Origin of the sequence: Brevibacillus sp. JNUCC-41, assembly GCF_014844095.1 — a bacterium.
Classification (GTDB): domain Bacteria; phylum Bacillota; class Bacilli; order Bacillales; family DSM-1321; genus Peribacillus; species Peribacillus aracenensis.
This window is the reverse complement of the sequence record NZ_CP062163.1, coordinates 1,511,638-1,527,219: the sequence shown is the minus strand read 5'-3', so window position 1 is coordinate 1,527,219 and position 15,582 is coordinate 1,511,638. Positions and strand designations below refer to the sequence as shown.

Genomic DNA, 15,582 nt, shown 5'->3' with positions numbered 1-15,582 from the left:
GGGGCTATTTAGATGCTGGAGAGTTTGTCCACGAATATTCTTTCCTCACAACTTAGAACAGCAATCTCGGAAGGAATCAGTTCATATTATCAGCGGGAAATGAATACGCTTGCCTATTCGGAGCAAAGTGTAGAATCTACTGATGAGCCTTCAAAAGAAAAGATGCAGGAATTGGTGGATAATTTGAACACCTTCCTGAATCCGGCACATACGGCCGTTCGTTTTGAATATCACGAAAAGCTGAATGAGTACTATGTCAAGGTAGTCGATGACGTGACGGATGAGACGATCAGGGAAATTCCTCCGAAGAAGTTATTGGATTTCTATGCGGCAATGACGGAGTTTGTCGGCATAATGGTGGATGAAAAAATATAAGCGGGTGATTTATTATGGTACGAATCAGTGGTTTAGCAAGCGGGATGGACATTGATGAACTAGTTAAGAGCATGATGCAGGCAGAACGGGTGCCATTGGATAAATTAACACAGAAAAAGCAGTATTCCGAATGGCAGCGGGATGATTACCGTTCGATCAATACAGCTTTATCAGAATTGGATACGCTCATTCGTGATGGAATCGGGAAGCAATCCTCCTTTATAAAAAAGAAGGTGTCGGTTTCGAATCCAGATGCTGTATCAGTGAGAAATGTGAATTCGACCAGTGATTTTTCCGGGAATGTACAAGTGAATGGACTTGCCAAAGCAGCAACCATGACAAGTACGGAAAAATCAGCTGTTACCGACTCCAAAAAGAAACTATCGGAATTGGGTTTCACGACACCACAAGATATTACGATACTCGCCATCAATAAAGATGGCGGTTTTGATACGGAAGTAAAAGATGGAGTGACAGTGGAAAAACCGTACACGCTTACCCTTAGTGGGGACGATACGTTAGAGACTGTGATAAATAAAATTAACGCTAACTCAGGAGTGACCCTATTTTTTGATGAAGAGTCCCAGCAGTTTTCCATCACTGCTAAAAATACCGGTGATGTTAAGGATAGAGCTGAAATTGAATTAGGGGGCACCGGAGATTTTTTCGATATGTTAAAAATGGCAAGTAACAATGAAGGAACTGGCGGCACAAAAGGGGAAAATGCATCCATTGTTTATAATGGACTGGAAATTTCCCGGCCTTCTAATACGTTTCAGATTAATGGAGCGGAAATAACGGTAAAGCAAAAAACGACCGATACAGTTACATTCTCATCAACAGCTGATGTGGATGCCATCCTGGATACGATCACACAGTTTGTGAATAAATACAATGAAGTCATTAAAAAGGTTCAAGATAAAACGGGTGAAGCGAAATATCGCTCCTTTACGCCGCTTACCTCTGAGCAAAAGAAGGCAATGACAGAGGATGAAGTGAAGCTGTGGGAAGAAAAAGCGAAGAGCGGAACGTTAAAAAGCGACTCGACATTAAAAAGTCTCCTGACCACAATGAGGTCATCTCTATATACTTCAGTGGATGGAATTACGGGAAAAAACAGTCTTAGCAGTTTGGGTATCACCACCACCAAAAATTATTTGGAGGGCGGTAAATTAACGATTGATGAGGACAAGCTCCGGGCAGCCATTAGTGAGGATCCCAATGCGATTTATGATTTGTTCATGGCCAATGGTTCGGAAAAGAGCGACAAAGGACTCGCGCGCCGGTTAAGGGATGATATAGAATCATCGATGAAGGTGATTACTGAAAAAGCCGGGAAGGCCGGCTATGTTAATAACAATTTTACACTCGGAAAATTGGTTGATGGGCTGGATAAGAAGATTTCCACATTTGAAGCGAAGTTAACGAAACTGGAATCGCGCTATTATAACCAGTTCACGGCGATGGAAAAAGCGATTCAAAAGGCAAACAGCCAAAGTGCATCGTTAGCTTCTTATTTTAGTTAAGGTATGTCAGAAAGGAAGTAGTTAAGTATGGCGATAAATAATCCATATCAATCGTACCAGCAAAATTCAGTCAATACAGCATCCCCGGGAGAGCTTACATTAATGCTTTATAATGGCTGTTTGAAGTTCATCATGCTTGGGAAGAAAGCCGTTGAAGCAGGAAATATCGAAGTGAAGAATACGAACATCATCAAGGCGCAAAATATTATCCGCGAATTGATGGTGACGCTGAATATGGACGCGGATGTATCCAAAGATATGATGAGTCTGTATGATTTCATGAACCGGCGTCTGATCGAAGCGAATATGAAAAATGATGTTGCTGCCTTGGAAGAAGTGGAGGGGCTTGTTACTGAGTTCCGGAATACTTGGAAGGAAGTAATTCAGATCAATCGGAAAAAACAATTTACCCAAAGCGGTCAAGTATAATGGTGATTAGAACCTTTCATGATTTGACTGCTGAATTGCTTGCCGTTCTGGAAGATCGCACGATCACAGAACGTGATGATAAAATAGAAAGGGTCACAAAGCTGATCGATCAGCGGGATGGGCTTCTTTCTCAAATCAACCCGCCGTTTACTGGTGAAGAGCAACAATTGGGCCGTGCGGTACTGTTGCTCAACCAGCAGGTCGATCACTTGCTGAAGCTTCAAAAGCAGGAGATACAGCGGGATATCCAGGAAATAAATAAGAAGAAACGATCATCCAATAAATACACGAACCCGTATGAAAGTCTATCTGTGGATGGCATGTTTTATGATAAAAGAAATTGATTACCCTGCCGTTTGGATGCCAAACGGTTTTTATGTTAAGTTTTTTTAAATTTTCTGTAAATAAAATAGGCTTAATTTTTTCTTTATAGCATAGCATTTGATATAATGAAGCTAGGGCAGACATCAACCCTTTTCAAACCTTCCGACAATTGTTTCATGATTTCGACATATTTCATGATGTGTTTCTAAAGGGAACCGGAGGGGTATTGTAGAATCTAACTGTATAGTCTTAATTTAAGGAGGACTCACTTTATGAATTACAACGTACGCGGTGAAAACATTGAGGTAACTCCAGCAATTCGAGAATACGTCGAAAAGAAAATTGGCAAGTTAGAACGATATTTTAACAATACACCAGATGCAAATGTGTTAGTGAATTTAAAAGTGAACAATAATACATCTAAAGTCGAAGTGACGATTCCCATGCAGAATTTGGTTCTTCGCGCTGAAGAGGAAAATGCGGATATGTATGCTGCCATTGACTTGATCAATGATAAGCTTGAACGCCAAATTCGTAAACATAAAACGAAGGTCAATCGTAAGTTCCGCAACAATCTATCTACGACACCCGATGCATTCGCCTTCAATACGGATGTTGACGAAGTGGTGGATGAATTTGAAGACGATAATGATATTGAAGTGGTCCGCAATAAGCGCTTTGATTTAAAGCCAATGGACAGTGAAGAGGCGATTTTACAAATGAATATGCTTGGTCACAGTTTCTTCGTTTACACGAATGCGGATACTAATACAACAAACGTAGTGTACCGCCGAAAAGATGGACGCTATGGATTGATTGAACCTAGTTAACTATTAATCTTAGATCAAAAGCACAACCCAGCCTCTGGGTTGTGCTTTTTTGATAGAATGCGTTGGCTGTTGGGTTTGCTATAAAAAGCCTTGTTCTCTAAAAAATCCAAAAGTTCATTTAAAAGAACGAATGATGTTCTTTATTAAGATAAATGATTAGTTTTACCTATTTAAATACCCCTAACTTTTGCACTATACTCAAATTGTTAGTTCTTTAAAAAGAACAATTGGTTATTTATAAAAAAACAATTTGAATTAGGTGCAGAGGGGTTGGAAAACTTGTATCGAAAGAATTGCCATACATGCCATAGGGCATCTTTTAGCAGTGCGGAATATGGAAAGTGGCTTTGCCCGACCTGCGGTGAGGATTTAACTGCGCAAAAAGCCCTTGATGCACTTATAATTGAGAGAATCAACACACCTCAATGGAATAGTAAGAAGAGCAATATTCACTATTATTCAAATAAAAGAAATTGAATTAGCCTATGTTAAATTGCCTAAACTGTGAATTTTCTCAATATTGTAATATTTTGTCGGATGAAAGTTTTTGCATTTATATGGATTACCGACATAAAATAGCAATATATGGAGTGCGTTTCCGTTATAATATGATTATAAGCACTGTATTTGGTGATAAATACCACGACAAAGGCAAACTGATTGAAAGATTAGGGCGCAAAGGCACAGGTCTAAGGTCCTTGTGACTATGATGGCTGGTCTGCCTGAAATACAAGAGTATTTTAGGAGGTAGAAGAGGTGGCTAATGTGGCAATGGATCAAGAATGGGTGAAGTTGATTTCAGAAGCAAGGCGTTTGGGTTTCAAAAAAGAGGAAATCAGTGCTTTTTTGAAAAGGGAAAGCGTTGAGGTAACTTTTGAGGAGAACGATGGAAAATAGATTCCGAACAAGATTGAGAACATCCCTATAAACAGTGGTTCGATTCATTAGCTGTTTATAGGGTGAATGTCTCCTTGAGATCCTGGTGAGTCTAGCTTATTCAAACTATATTCTATTGGATTATGTAGGTAAACTAGTGCACTACCACTCTACTTACCACTCTACTCTTCTTTATCTTTTCTCCATTTATTAAACTCGATGAATTCCCTGAATTGTTGTTTTGAAACACCTGAATTCATGGCTTCCTCAACGATTTTCATCCAGTCATTGTCCAAGGTTTCCTTATTTGGAGCATCATATAGCAGGGCATCGACAGGAATGTTAAGTACGGCGGAGATTTTTTCAAGAAATTGAATAGAAGGATTCGTTTGTAAGTTCCGCTCGAGCGAACTTAAATAAGACTTTGCCACACCCGCTTTATCGGCAAGTTCAGTCATTGACATTTTCTTTTCTTCTCGCAGTTTTTTTACACGTTCACCAATCATCAATACCACCTCGAAACATGTTCTATTTATCTTCCGCTATTAAGTTTCAGTAGCCCACCTTATCATTCAAAACATGACGCCTGTAAGGATGGATTACCTTGACATGCTATCGCTAGAGAGGACATAGCATCTAGTGATGGAAGGTTATGGATAATTCTCATTTGCATATGGAATAGTGGGGAGTTTGCAACATATTTTTTATACTTCCTCTTATTTTAACAGTTTTACTCCTCATTTATCCATTGTTTTTCGCAAGAATTGAATTCAGGTCTATACCAGGGAAGTGACATGAAGTTGTACCTCTAGAATAGAAGTGGTAAAATTAAGCGTGCATTAGTAATAATAGAAGATGTGTTTCTTCTTACTTATATGAATTTAGTCATTGAACGATCATTACCATAATAGAGGAGCGTTATTGAATGCTTAATATATTAAATAAAGTTTTTGATCCGAATAAGCGAGAAATCAAACGATTAGAAAAAATCGCCGATCAGGTCGAAGCACTGGCTGATGAGACGGCTGCACTATCGGATGAACAGTTGCGTGCCAAAACGGGCGAGTTTAAAGAGCGTTATCAAAATGGGGAGACCGTTGATGATTTGCTTGTCGAGGCTTTTGCGGTTGCGCGTGAAGGTGCAAAGCGTGCTCTGGGCTTATATCCTTACCGTGTTCAAATCATGGGTGGGGCATCCCTTCATGATGGAAATATCTCCGAGATGAAAACTGGGGAAGGTAAAACCTTAACATCCACCATGCCTGTTTATTTAAACGCGCTTACCGGTAAAGGTGTACATGTGGTTACTGTCAATGAATACCTGGCACACCGTGATGCCACCGAGATGGGTGTATTGTATGATTTCCTTGGTTTGACCGTCGGATTGAATTTGAACAGTCATTCTAAAGAAGAAAAGCAGGCGGCGTACAATGCGGATATTACGTACAGTACAAATAATGAGTTAGGTTTTGATTACCTTCGTGACAACATGGTGTTATATAAAGAACAAATGGTACAGCGCCCGCTGCACTTTGCTGTCATTGATGAGGTCGATTCGATTTTGATCGATGAGGCGAGAACGCCATTGATCATTTCCGGTTCCGCACAAAAGTCGGCTCAGCTTTATATCCAGGCCAATGCGTTTGTAAGAACCTTAAAAAAAGAAACGGACTACACATATGATGAAAAGACAAAAGGTGTTCAGCTGACGGAAGATGGGATGAATCGAGCTGAAAAAGCGTTTAATATCGATAATTTGTTCGATATTAATCACGTTACTTTGAATCATCATATCAATCAGGCGTTAAAGGCGCATGTTTCCATGCATTTGGATGTGGATTATGTAGTCCAGGAAGGCGAGATAGTCATCGTTGACCAATTCACTGGCCGTTTGATGAAAGGCCGCCGTTACAGTGAAGGTCTCCATCAGGCGATCGAAGCGAAAGAAGGACTTGAAATTCAAAATGAAAGCATGACTCTTGCGACGATTACATTCCAGAACTATTTCAGGATGTATGAAAAACTTTCAGGTATGACCGGGACAGCCAAAACGGAAGAAGAGGAATTCCGCAATATTTATAATATGAATGTCATTGCGATCCCGACAAACAGGAATATCATCAGGGATGACAGGGCGGATCTTATATACGCGACAACTGATGGGAAGTTCAAGGCTGTTGTGGAAGACATCGCCGAGCGTTATAGAAAGGGTCAGCCTGTGCTTGTCGGTACGGTTGCCATCGAAACATCTGAAGTCATATCCGCCTATTTATCAAAAAAAGGAATCCCTCACGATGTTTTGAATGCCAAGAACCATGAGCGTGAAGCGGAAATCATTGCGAATGCAGGTAATCAAGGCTCAGTTACGATTGCTACGAACATGGCGGGACGAGGTACGGATATCAAGCTTGGTGAAGGTGTCAAGGAGCTTGGAGGCCTTGCTGTCATCGGCACGGAACGTCATGAAAGCAGGCGTATAGATAACCAGCTTCGTGGTCGGTCAGGCCGTCAGGGAGACCCAGGGGTCACTCAATTCTATTTATCAATGGAAGATGAATTGATGCGCCGCTTCGGTTCGGATAACATGAAAAACATGATGGCACGCCTTGGAATGGATGATTCCCAGCCAATTCAAAGTAAAATGGTGACAAGGGCCGTTGAATCCGCACAGAAACGGGTCGAAGGCAATAACTTCGATTCACGGAAGCAATTACTGCAGTATGATGATGTTCTCCGTCAACAACGGGAAATTATATATAAACAGCGTTTCGATGTCATGGAAAGTGAAAACTTACGTGAAATTGTCGAAACGATGATTACGGGATCCATTGAGCGGAATGTTGTCGCGTTTGCACCAATGGGTGATGAGGAAGGCTGGAATTTACAAGGCCTTGTGGATTACCTGAATGGTAACCTATTTAATGAAGGTTCAATCACTGTAGCTGATTTGGATGGGAAAAATGAATCGGAATTGGTTGAGTTCATTTTAGCAAAAGTGAAAGAAGGCTATGACCAAAAAGAAGAAGAGCTATCTGAAGAACAAATGCGTGAGTTCGAAAAAGTAATCGTTCTTCGTGCAGTCGATAGTAAGTGGATGGACCATATTGATGCAATGGAGCAATTGCGCCAAGGGATCCACCTTCGTGCTTATGGCCAGATCGATCCGTTACGTGAATATCAATCTGAAGGTTTCGCAATGTTTGAAGCCATGATTGCTTCAATGGAGGATGAAGTCGCCAAATACATCATGAAGGCTGAAATCCGCAACAATTTGGAGCGTAAGGAAGTCATAAAAGGACAAGCGGTCAATCCGAAGGAAGAAGATGGGGGCAAAGTGAAAAAAGCCCCTGCCCGTAAAAAGGAAGACGTTGGCCGAAACGCGTTATGCCCATGCGGCAGCGGTAAAAAATATAAGAATTGCCATGGCAATTTAGGCTAAAGTTAGGTGTATAATGAATATGGGACGGTTAAGTGTAAGGCTTGCCGCCTCTTTTCATGTTTAGTTTGCATAAAGCAATATACTTGCATATAGTTTGAAGAGGTTTATTTGTAATGAAGCGAATCCCTCTTCGGGGATTTTTTTTAACATACTTAATGAGGTGAAGAGAAATGGAATTAGCAGAAATAAGAAATGAACTTGAACGGACAGCGCAACGATTAACGGACTTTAGGGGGTCTCTTTGACTTAGATGAAAAAGAGGCACGAATCGCACAGCTTGAAAATGAGATGACACATCCCGATTTTTGGAATGATCAGCAAAAAGCACAAATTGTCATCAATGAAACGAATGCTTTGAAAGAACAGGTCAATCAATTGTCCGAACTGAATGAATCATATGAAAATCTGGATTTGACATATGAATTAGTGAAAGAGGAGAATGATCAAGAACTTTTGGCTGAGCTGGAAGAAGAAATCACGATACTTTCACAAAAGATGAATGACTTCGAACTTCAACTTTTACTAAGTGAAGAATATGACTCGAAAAATGCCATCCTTGAACTGCATCCTGGTGCGGGCGGAACGGAGTCCCAGGATTGGGGTTCCATGCTGCTTCGTATGTATACAAGATGGGGTGAAAAAAGAGGCTTTAAAGTGGAAACCCTTGATTACCTTCCAGGTGATGAAGCTGGAATCAAGAGTGTCACTTTAATTTTCAAAGGCCATAACGCCTATGGTTATTTAAAAGCGGAAAAAGGGGTCCACCGTCTTGTCCGGATTTCCCCTTTCGATTCCTCAGGGAGACGCCATACTTCATTCGTTTCATGTGAAGTCATGCCGGAATTCGATGAGACGATCAATATAGAAGTACGCACGGAAGATTTGAAAATCGATACGTATCGGGCAAGTGGTGCAGGTGGTCAGCATATCAATACAACGGACTCCGCAGTCCGGATCACACATATACCTACGAACACCGTGGTAACGTGCCAAAACGAGAGATCTCAAATCAAAAACAAGGCCCAGGCCATGAATATGCTGAAAGCCAAATTGTATCAACGTGAAATTGAACAGCAACAAGCGGAATTGGATGAAATCCGTGGTGAGCAAAAGGAAATTGGCTGGGGCAGCCAAATTCGTTCATATGTTTTCCACCCGTATTCCATGGTTAAAGATCACCGTACCAGTGCGGAGACCGGAAACTTGGGAGCAGTCATGGATGGGGATATCGATATGTTCATTGATGCGTACTTGCGTTCAAAATTATAAGATCAGCCAGTCGGACCGGTTTCCCCGGTCCGGCTTTTTTTATGATTTCCTTTATAACGAATCTTCTGGCTGACATTTACAGGATTGAAAAGGGATGCCCTACCTCGTTCGGCCAATACTAAATAATAATGATGGTTCGAGGAGACTTATGCAGAATGAAGAAAAGGTACCGGGAGAAGAAGCACCCTTTAATTCAAAAGTTAATGGAGTATGGATTGGTGATTGTCGGTTCGGCCATAATTGCCATTGGTTTTAATGTATTCTTACTGCCTAACCAGGTGGCATCCGGCGGAGTCAGCGGGATTAGCACGATTCTCGATTCAACTCTCGGTTGGGAACCGGCTTATGTACTTTGGGGTTTTAACATCCCATTGTTCATTTCGGGGCTTATTATCCTTGGAAGACATTTCGGAGCCAAAAGCCTGATTGGAACCTTGTTTCTGCCTTTAGTGGTATTTCTGACAAAGGATTGGGATGCATGGACGAACGATGCATTGCTTGGTTCGATTTGCGGGGGGATGATGGTCGGACTTGGCCTGGGGATCGTCTTTCGCGGAAAGGGCTCCACAGGGGGGACCGATTTGGCGGCACAGATTTTCCATAAATATACCCATCTGTCATTGGGGACCTGTGTCGCTGTCATTGATGGAATCATCGTTTTAAGTGCTGCCATCGTTTTTGATATTGAAAAAGGGCTGTATGCATTAATAGGTTTATATGTGACAAGCAAGACGATCGACCTTATCCAGATTGGATTGAACCATTCGAAGATGTCATTAATTATCACGAATAAAGAAACGGAAGTAAGGGATGCTATCATACATGAGCTGGACCGGGGTGTAACAGGGATATCCGGGTATGGCGGCTATACGGATGATACTCGTCCAATTTTGATGTGCGTAATAGACCAATCGGAATTCACCAAATTGAAACAATTGGTGAAACTCGTTGACCCTAAAGCGTTTGTAATTGTAATGGACGCATCGGAGGTACTCGGGGAGGGTTTTAAACTGGATTGAAATTGGTATAATGTTCTTGTGCTGGTATAAATCAGAGGGGGTAAATTCGATGAAAGTGAAATGGTTAGCCTTAGTTTTGGGTACATCTTTGGCCTTGGCTGCATGCGGCGGGAATGATGATTCTGCAGATAAAGAGCCTGCAAATGAAAATAATGAAACGACTACGGCAGGTGCAGGTGATGCCGCTAAAATTTATGAAAACAAATGTTCAAGTTGTCATGCGGTGAATCTTGAAGGCGGCGTGGGACCGAATTTAACGAAGGTCGGTTCTAAGCTTTCGAAAGAAGACATCGAAAAAGTCATTGCGAATGGGCAAGGTGGAATGCCAAAAGGTATAATCCAAGGCAAGGAAGCGAGCATGGTCGCTGAATGGCTTGCTGGACATAAATAATGATCGACGAAACGTCCTGCTTTAGCAGGACGTTTCATTTAGCCTCCTTTAAAACCTCGAAACAACTCACATTTAATCCCTTATCGAGTAACCAAATCTTGGAATTATTACATAGATGTTGATATATGACTAACTGAAATGAAACTGTAATATTTTTTATGCTTAATTTGACAAAATATGATGTTATAATGTTTCTGTGCTCAAGTAAGAGAGATTCCTGTCAGATTTCAGTGAAAATTGTCGAAAAAGCTGTTGGTACATAGTGATAATCCAAGCAAATTAGGTGGTTTTAGAATGATAGAAATGATAGATGTGAAAAAGACATATCCAAATGGCGTAATTGCCATTAATGGAATCAATGTGAAAATAAAGCCAGGCGAGTTCGTTTATGTAGTGGGTCCGAGCGGTGCCGGAAAATCGACCTTCATCAAAATGATGTATAGGGAAGAAAAGCCTACAAGCGGTAATATTTTGGTCAATGGCATTAGCCTGCCAAGTATCCGCAATTCGAAAGTTCCTCTATTCCGCCGTAATATCGGTATGGTATTCCAAGATTTTAAACTCCTTCAAACATTCACTGCATATGAAAATGTTGCTTTTGCCATGGAAGTTATTGAAAAGGAACCAGAAGAAATCAAAAAGAGAGTCATGGAAGTCCTCGATCTGGTTGGCATTAAACATAAAGCGAGGATGCTGCCTTCCGAGTTATCCGGTGGGGAGCAGCAAAGGGTTGCAATAGCCCGTTCGATCGTCAATGATCCTAAGGTAGTCATAGCCGACGAGCCTACAGGTAATCTTGATCCCGAAACATCATGGGAAATCATGAACATATTTGAAGAAATTAATAAACGCGGAACTACGCTTGTCATGGCCACTCATAATAGGGACATCGTCAACAATATTAAACGACGTGTCATTGCCATTGAAAGTGGAAAAATAGTACGCGATGAACATCGAGGTGATTACGGATATGAAATTTAGAACATTGCTCCGTCACTTCCGTGAAAGTTTTAAAAATATTGGCCGTAATGGATGGATGACGTTTGCTTCAGTCAGTGCAGTAACGGTCACTCTAACATTGGTTGGCGTCTTTTTAGTGCTCATGATGAATTTAAATCATATCGCGGGAAATGTGGAGAAAGATGTCGAAGTTCGGGCACATATTGATAATGCGGCGAATGATGACGATATAAAAGCTATCGGTAAGCAAATTACGGAGATGAACGGCATTGAATCAGTGATTTTCTCTCCAAAAGATGAAGAGCTTACTAATTTAATAGATGATTTAGGAGATAATGGTGATGCTTTTAAACCATTTGAACAAGATAACCCATTAAGGGACGTTTATGTTATCAAAACGAAATCCCCGCAAGATGTCATCAAGGTGGCAAAACAGATCGAAGGTTTGGAGTATATCCAAAGCGTTAAATATGGACAAGGCTATGTCGAGAAACTATTCAGCTTTGTTAATATTGCTAGAAACATAGGAATCGTTCTTATTGTAGGTTTACTATTTACTGCAATGTTCCTGATTTCGAATACGATTAAAATTACCATTGTAGCCAGAAGAAAAGAAATTGAGATCATGAGGTTGGTAGGGGCGACGAATACGTTCATCCGTTGGCCATTCTTCTTGGAGGGTCTCTGGTTGGGAGTGCTCGGTTCCATCATTCCGATAGGTCTGATCTCCGTACTCTACTACAATCTATATAAATATGCAGCACCGCAGATCACGTTCAAATTCATAGATTTCCTGCCTGCAAATCCATTTATTTATCAAGTCTCGGCCATCCTCATCGTAATTGGTGCCGTTATCGGGATATGGGGCAGCTTGATGTCCGTCAGGAAGTTCTTGAAAGTATAAAAGTGAATCTTTACTCGAAAGCCAAAAGAAGCCAGACATAAATAGAGAGACGTTACAAGGCAAGGATGTAACGGGTTGAAAGGGGAAATGAAACGTTGAAAAAAAATATCATTGCCATGAATGCTTCCATCATGATCGGGTTGGGAAGCATTCTAGCGGCACCTTCAGTTTATGCGGAGTCGATTTCGAATTTAGAAAAACAGAAAGAATCCATCCAGGAAAAACGTTCGGGTGTTGAATCGAATATTTCCGATACGGAAAAGAAAATCGATAACCTGCAGGATAAGCAAATGACAGCAGAAGACCAAATCGCTGCCCTTGAAGCAAAAATTGCCGAGTCCGCAAAAAAGATCGATGCCAAAAATGCTGAAATTACTCAAACGAAAAAAGAAATTGAGGCATTGAAAGAAGAGATTAAAGTATTAAAAGAGCGGATTGCCAAACGTAATGAAGTATTGAAGGAAAGGGCCCTTTCCTTCCAGGAGACTGGCGGGGACGTGAACTACCTTGAAGTATTATTCGGATCATCCAGTTTTGGGGATTTAGTTGACCGTGTCGGAGCTGTAGCGACAATCGCTGAAGCCGACCGCGATATTTTAAAGCAGCATGAGCTGGATAAAAAGGATCTGGAAGAAAAGCAAAAAGCCGTAGAAACGAAGCTAGCCAGTTTAGAAGTGGCAAAAGCTGAACTATTGGAAATTCAAAAGCAGCAAAAACAGCAGAAGCAAGAAAAGGATGCTTTGGTTAAGAAATTAAAGCAACAAACTAAAAAGCATGAAGATGAGAAGATGGGTCTAGAGGAAGAGAAAGCGAATCTTGCCGCTCAAGAAAAAGCGATCAAATCTGCCATCAGCTTAGAGCATCAACGTCTTGCCGAATTGGAAGCAGCCCGTAAAAAAGCGGCAGCCGAAGCGAAAAAACGTGCAGAGCAAGAAGCTGCGCAAGCGGCAGCACAAGCGGCTTCTCAAGCATCACAAGCATCCGAAACTAAAAAACAATCCACTTCTTCAGGATATAGTGCAAAAAGCAACAGCTCATCATCATCATCATCATCTTCACAATCTTCACAATCTTCGTCTAATGTAAGTCAAGCGCCGGCTGTATCATCTGGTACTTTCACTAGACCTAGTGCAGGATATGTATCTTCAACAATGGGTGAACGCTGGAATAAACAGCATGCCGGCATCGATATCGCTGCTAGCGGAACGGTTCCAGTTGTAGCGGCAGCCGACGGAGTCGTAAGCCGTTCTTACTTCTCAAGTACATACGGTAACGTCGTCTTCGTTACACATTCAATCAGCGGTCAGCAATGGACTACTGTGTACGCACACTTAAGTTCTAGACAAGTAGGCGAAGGTGCTGTAGTTGCCAAAGGTCAACAAGTTGGCATCATGGGTAACACAGGACATTCCTTCGGTCAGCATTTACACTTTGAACTACATAAAGGCCCATGGAATTATAGCAAGTCAAATGCTGTTAACCCATTAAACTATATACCTAATTAATACCCAATATATCAACGAAAAAACAGACCAGGTAAATTCCTTGTCTGTTTTTTTTGTGTGGTGTCACCATTTTCTTTAAGCATATTCTCTCCATTCCCCTCATATAGTGAAATACATATCAGGTCAGAAATGGGGATAAATATGGTCAAAAAATGGGTACTTCCTCTAGCAATCATCATGTCACTAGCCATTGGAGCAGTGGGGGGCATATATTGGACAAGCTTCTCGGCCAAGAATGAAGTAAAGGATGAAAGCCAAGCGATATCGAAGGATAAGGAATGGGCAAAAGTTGAACAAGCTTACGGTTTGATCGTAAGTCAGTATGTAGAACAGGTGGACGGTTCCAAACTGGTCGCGGGTGCCATTCAAGGCATGCTGTCAGCGTTGAAAGATCCTTATTCCGTATATATGGACAAGGAGACCGCCAAACAATTCAATGAAACCCTGGACTCCTCGTTTGAAGGGATTGGGACTGAAATCGGAATGGAAGATGGTAAGGTCATCATTGTTTCTCCTTACAAAGATTCACCTGCTGAAAAAGCGGGATTAAAGCCGAAAGATCAAATCCTTAAGGTGAATGGCGAGAGTGTAGAAGGTTTGAATCTGTATGAGACACGCCTGAAAATCCGTGGCGAAAAAGGATCACCCGTCAAAATGGAAATAAAGCGGGCAGGGGTGGACAATCCTCTAGAATTCAATATGGTGCGTGCCGAAATCCCATTGGATACCGTATTTTCATCAATTAAGGAAGTCGCGGGAGAACAAATCGGTTATATCGAGTTGACCTCATTCTCGGAAAATACTGCGACTGATTTCAAAAAGCAGTTAAAGGGGCTTGAAAAGAAGGGAATCAAGGGCTTGGTCATAGATGTACGCGGCAATCCAGGCGGCCTTCTTTCCAGTGTGGAAACGATTCTTGGCGAGTTTATCACAAAAGACAAACCCTATTTGCAAATTGCGGAAAGAACGGGAGAAACGCAATCGTTTTTTACAAGCCTTAAGAAAGCGAAAGCTTATCCCGTTGCTGTCTTGACGGATAAAGGCAGCGCCTCAGCCTCGGAAATCCTGGCTGGCGCGATGCAAGAGGCGGGGGGCTATCCATTGGTCGGTGAGAAGACCTTCGGGAAAGGCACTGTACAGCAAGCTGTACCAATGGGTGATGGCAGTAAGATTAAACTTACGTTATATAAGTGGCTGACGCCATCAGGGAAATGGATCCATAAAAAAGGGATCGAACCGGCAATCAAAGTGAAACAACCGGAGTATTTTGATGCACATCAGCTGGCTATTGAGAAGGTGTTGCAGCGGGATATGAATGATGAACAAATCCAGTATGCGCAAAGCATTCTGAAAGGACTAGGATTTGAACCGGGTCGTGAAGATGGATATTATGATTGGAGTACAGAAATTGCAGTGAAGGCATTCCAAAAACAATTTGGACTGGAAGTAACTGGTAAGTTGGACTCTAAAACCGCAGCACATCTGGAATCCGCCATTCTGGATAAAATCCGGGATGAAGATAATGATATTCAGTTACGCACGGCTTTGAATTATTTAGTGAAATAAATTGATGGCACCGTTCCCCTTGGAACGGTGCCTCTTTCGCATTTGATCGAGCCCCGCCTGAGAACATGAAGGCAGTTTAGGGGAAACTTAAGATAAAGCTACTTTTTCTGCATCTTAATAGGCATGAAGGTTACATATTTGATAGAATAGGAGGTAACTGACCAGAACG

15 protein-coding genes and 1 riboswitch are annotated in these 15,582 nt (G+C 41.6%); of the genes, 14 read left to right on the top strand and 1 reads right to left on the bottom strand.

All coding sequences use genetic code 11. The annotated features are described in order from the left end of the window. The first annotated feature begins 12 nt into the window (after positions 1 to 12). The 6 genes from flaG (at position 13) to JNUCC41_RS07600 (ending at position 4,381) form a co-directional block, all read left to right on the top strand. On the top strand, positions 13 to 375 hold the full coding sequence (gene flaG, locus JNUCC41_RS07625) for a flagellar protein FlaG (protein ID WP_192207152.1): 363 nt from the start codon (positions 13 to 15) through the stop codon (positions 373 to 375). 14 nt (positions 376 to 389) lie between these two features. Beyond that, positions 390 to 1,901, top strand: a complete 1,512-nt coding sequence (locus JNUCC41_RS07620; RefSeq protein ID WP_192207150.1) for a flagellar hook-associated protein 2 — start codon at positions 390 to 392, stop codon at positions 1,899 to 1,901. Between the two features lie 27 nt (positions 1,902 to 1,928). Further along, the gene (fliS, locus tag JNUCC41_RS07615; RefSeq protein ID WP_192207148.1) at positions 1,929 to 2,330 is read left to right on the top strand and encodes a flagellar export chaperone FliS; all 402 of its coding nucleotides are present in this window, start codon (positions 1,929 to 1,931) and stop codon (positions 2,328 to 2,330) included. Continuing rightward, positions 2,330 to 2,674, top strand: coding sequence for a flagellar protein FliT (locus JNUCC41_RS07610; protein ID WP_192207146.1), 345 nt, complete (start codon positions 2,330 to 2,332; stop codon positions 2,672 to 2,674). Before fliS ends, JNUCC41_RS07610 begins: the two co-directional genes overlap by 1 nt. A 252-nt stretch (positions 2,675 to 2,926) precedes the next feature. After that, positions 2,927 to 3,484, top strand: a complete 558-nt coding sequence (hpf, locus tag JNUCC41_RS07605; RefSeq protein WP_098371577.1) for a ribosome hibernation-promoting factor, HPF/YfiA family — start codon at positions 2,927 to 2,929, stop codon at positions 3,482 to 3,484. 640 nt (positions 3,485 to 4,124) lie between these two features. After that, a riboswitch (cyclic di-GMP riboswitch) is annotated at positions 4,125 to 4,210 on the top strand. A gap of 30 nt (positions 4,211 to 4,240) precedes the next feature. Continuing rightward, a complete protein-coding gene (locus JNUCC41_RS07600; protein WP_228467569.1) occupies positions 4,241 to 4,381 on the top strand; it encodes an anti-repressor SinI family protein in 141 nt (46 codons plus the stop codon). Positions 4,382 to 4,542: 161 nt separating this feature from the next. Here JNUCC41_RS07600 and JNUCC41_RS07595 read toward each other — a convergent pair whose 3' ends face one another. Further along, positions 4,543 to 4,866 carry a helix-turn-helix domain-containing protein gene (locus JNUCC41_RS07595; protein WP_061141195.1) on the bottom strand — a complete coding sequence of 108 codons (324 nt, stop codon included), beginning with the start codon at positions 4,864 to 4,866 and terminating at the stop codon, positions 4,543 to 4,545. A 419-nt stretch (positions 4,867 to 5,285) separates the two neighbouring features. Between JNUCC41_RS07595 and secA the strand changes: the two genes are divergently transcribed. The 8 genes from secA to JNUCC41_RS07555 all read left to right on the top strand — a co-directional run bounded on the left by secA (position 5,286) and on the right by JNUCC41_RS07555 (position 15,413). After that, positions 5,286 to 7,799: a preprotein translocase subunit SecA gene (gene secA / locus JNUCC41_RS07590; RefSeq protein ID WP_192207144.1), complete on the top strand. Its 2,514-nt coding sequence runs from the start codon at positions 5,286 to 5,288 to the stop codon at positions 7,797 to 7,799. Between the two features lie 170 nt (positions 7,800 to 7,969). Further along, positions 7,970 to 9,068, top strand: a protein-coding gene (gene prfB / locus JNUCC41_RS07585) for a peptide chain release factor 2 (protein ID WP_228467568.1) whose coding sequence is annotated in 2 segments (ribosomal slippage) — positions 7,970 to 8,032 and positions 8,034 to 9,068 — 1,098 coding nt in all. Because the reading frame shifts where the segments join, the coding sequence is not laid out codon by codon here. Positions 9,069 to 9,271: 203 nt separating this feature from the next. Continuing rightward, positions 9,272 to 10,087: a YitT family protein gene (locus tag JNUCC41_RS07580; RefSeq protein WP_370662608.1), complete on the top strand. Its 816-nt coding sequence runs from the start codon at positions 9,272 to 9,274 to the stop codon at positions 10,085 to 10,087. 49 nt (positions 10,088 to 10,136) lie between these two features. Next, a complete protein-coding gene (gene cccB, locus JNUCC41_RS07575) occupies positions 10,137 to 10,478 on the top strand; it encodes a cytochrome c551 (protein ID WP_192207138.1) in 342 nt (113 codons plus the stop codon). 294 nt (positions 10,479 to 10,772) lie between these two features. Next, positions 10,773 to 11,459 (top strand): cell division ATP-binding protein FtsE, encoded by a 687-nt coding sequence (gene ftsE / locus JNUCC41_RS07570; RefSeq protein WP_089361962.1) that lies wholly within the window; start codon positions 10,773 to 10,775, stop codon positions 11,457 to 11,459. Next, positions 11,449 to 12,342: a permease-like cell division protein FtsX gene (gene ftsX, locus JNUCC41_RS07565; RefSeq protein ID WP_192207136.1), complete on the top strand. Its 894-nt coding sequence runs from the start codon at positions 11,449 to 11,451 to the stop codon at positions 12,340 to 12,342. Before ftsE ends, ftsX begins: the two co-directional genes overlap by 11 nt. A 95-nt stretch (positions 12,343 to 12,437) precedes the next feature. Then, positions 12,438 to 13,847 carry a murein hydrolase activator EnvC family protein gene (locus JNUCC41_RS07560; protein ID WP_192207134.1) on the top strand — a complete coding sequence of 470 codons (1,410 nt, stop codon included), beginning with the start codon at positions 12,438 to 12,440 and terminating at the stop codon, positions 13,845 to 13,847. A 141-nt stretch (positions 13,848 to 13,988) separates the two neighbouring features. Continuing rightward, positions 13,989 to 15,413, top strand: a complete 1,425-nt coding sequence (locus tag JNUCC41_RS07555) for a S41 family peptidase (protein WP_192207132.1) — start codon at positions 13,989 to 13,991, stop codon at positions 15,411 to 15,413. Positions 15,414 to 15,582: the final 169 nt, after the last annotated feature.

Excerpts from the sequence above, each read along its gene's own strand:
- secA (WP_192207144.1), top strand. The coding sequence starts at position 5,286 with ATGCTTAATATATTAAATAAAGTTTTTGATCCGAATAAGCGAGAAATC.
- hpf (WP_098371577.1), top strand. The coding sequence starts at position 2,927 with ATGAATTACAACGTACGCGGTGAAAACATTGAGGTAACTCCAGCAATT.
- JNUCC41_RS07620 (WP_192207150.1), top strand. The coding sequence starts at position 390 with ATGGTACGAATCAGTGGTTTAGCAAGCGGGATGGACATTGATGAACTA.
- JNUCC41_RS07610 (WP_192207146.1), top strand. The coding sequence starts at position 2,330 with ATGGTGATTAGAACCTTTCATGATTTGACTGCTGAATTGCTTGCCGTT.
- JNUCC41_RS07580 (WP_370662608.1), top strand. The coding sequence starts at position 9,272 with ATGGAGTATGGATTGGTGATTGTCGGTTCGGCCATAATTGCCATTGGT.
- cccB (WP_192207138.1), top strand. The coding sequence starts at position 10,137 with ATGAAAGTGAAATGGTTAGCCTTAGTTTTGGGTACATCTTTGGCCTTG.
- JNUCC41_RS07555 (WP_192207132.1), top strand. The coding sequence starts at position 13,989 with ATGGTCAAAAAATGGGTACTTCCTCTAGCAATCATCATGTCACTAGCC.
- JNUCC41_RS07595 (WP_061141195.1), bottom strand. The coding sequence starts at position 4,866 with ATGATTGGTGAACGTGTAAAAAAACTGCGAGAAGAAAAGAAAATGTCA.
- fliS (WP_192207148.1), top strand. The coding sequence starts at position 1,929 with ATGGCGATAAATAATCCATATCAATCGTACCAGCAAAATTCAGTCAAT.
- ftsX (WP_192207136.1), top strand. The coding sequence starts at position 11,449 with ATGAAATTTAGAACATTGCTCCGTCACTTCCGTGAAAGTTTTAAAAAT.
- flaG (WP_192207152.1), top strand. The coding sequence starts at position 13 with ATGCTGGAGAGTTTGTCCACGAATATTCTTTCCTCACAACTTAGAACA.
- ftsE (WP_089361962.1), top strand. The coding sequence starts at position 10,773 with ATGATAGAAATGATAGATGTGAAAAAGACATATCCAAATGGCGTAATT.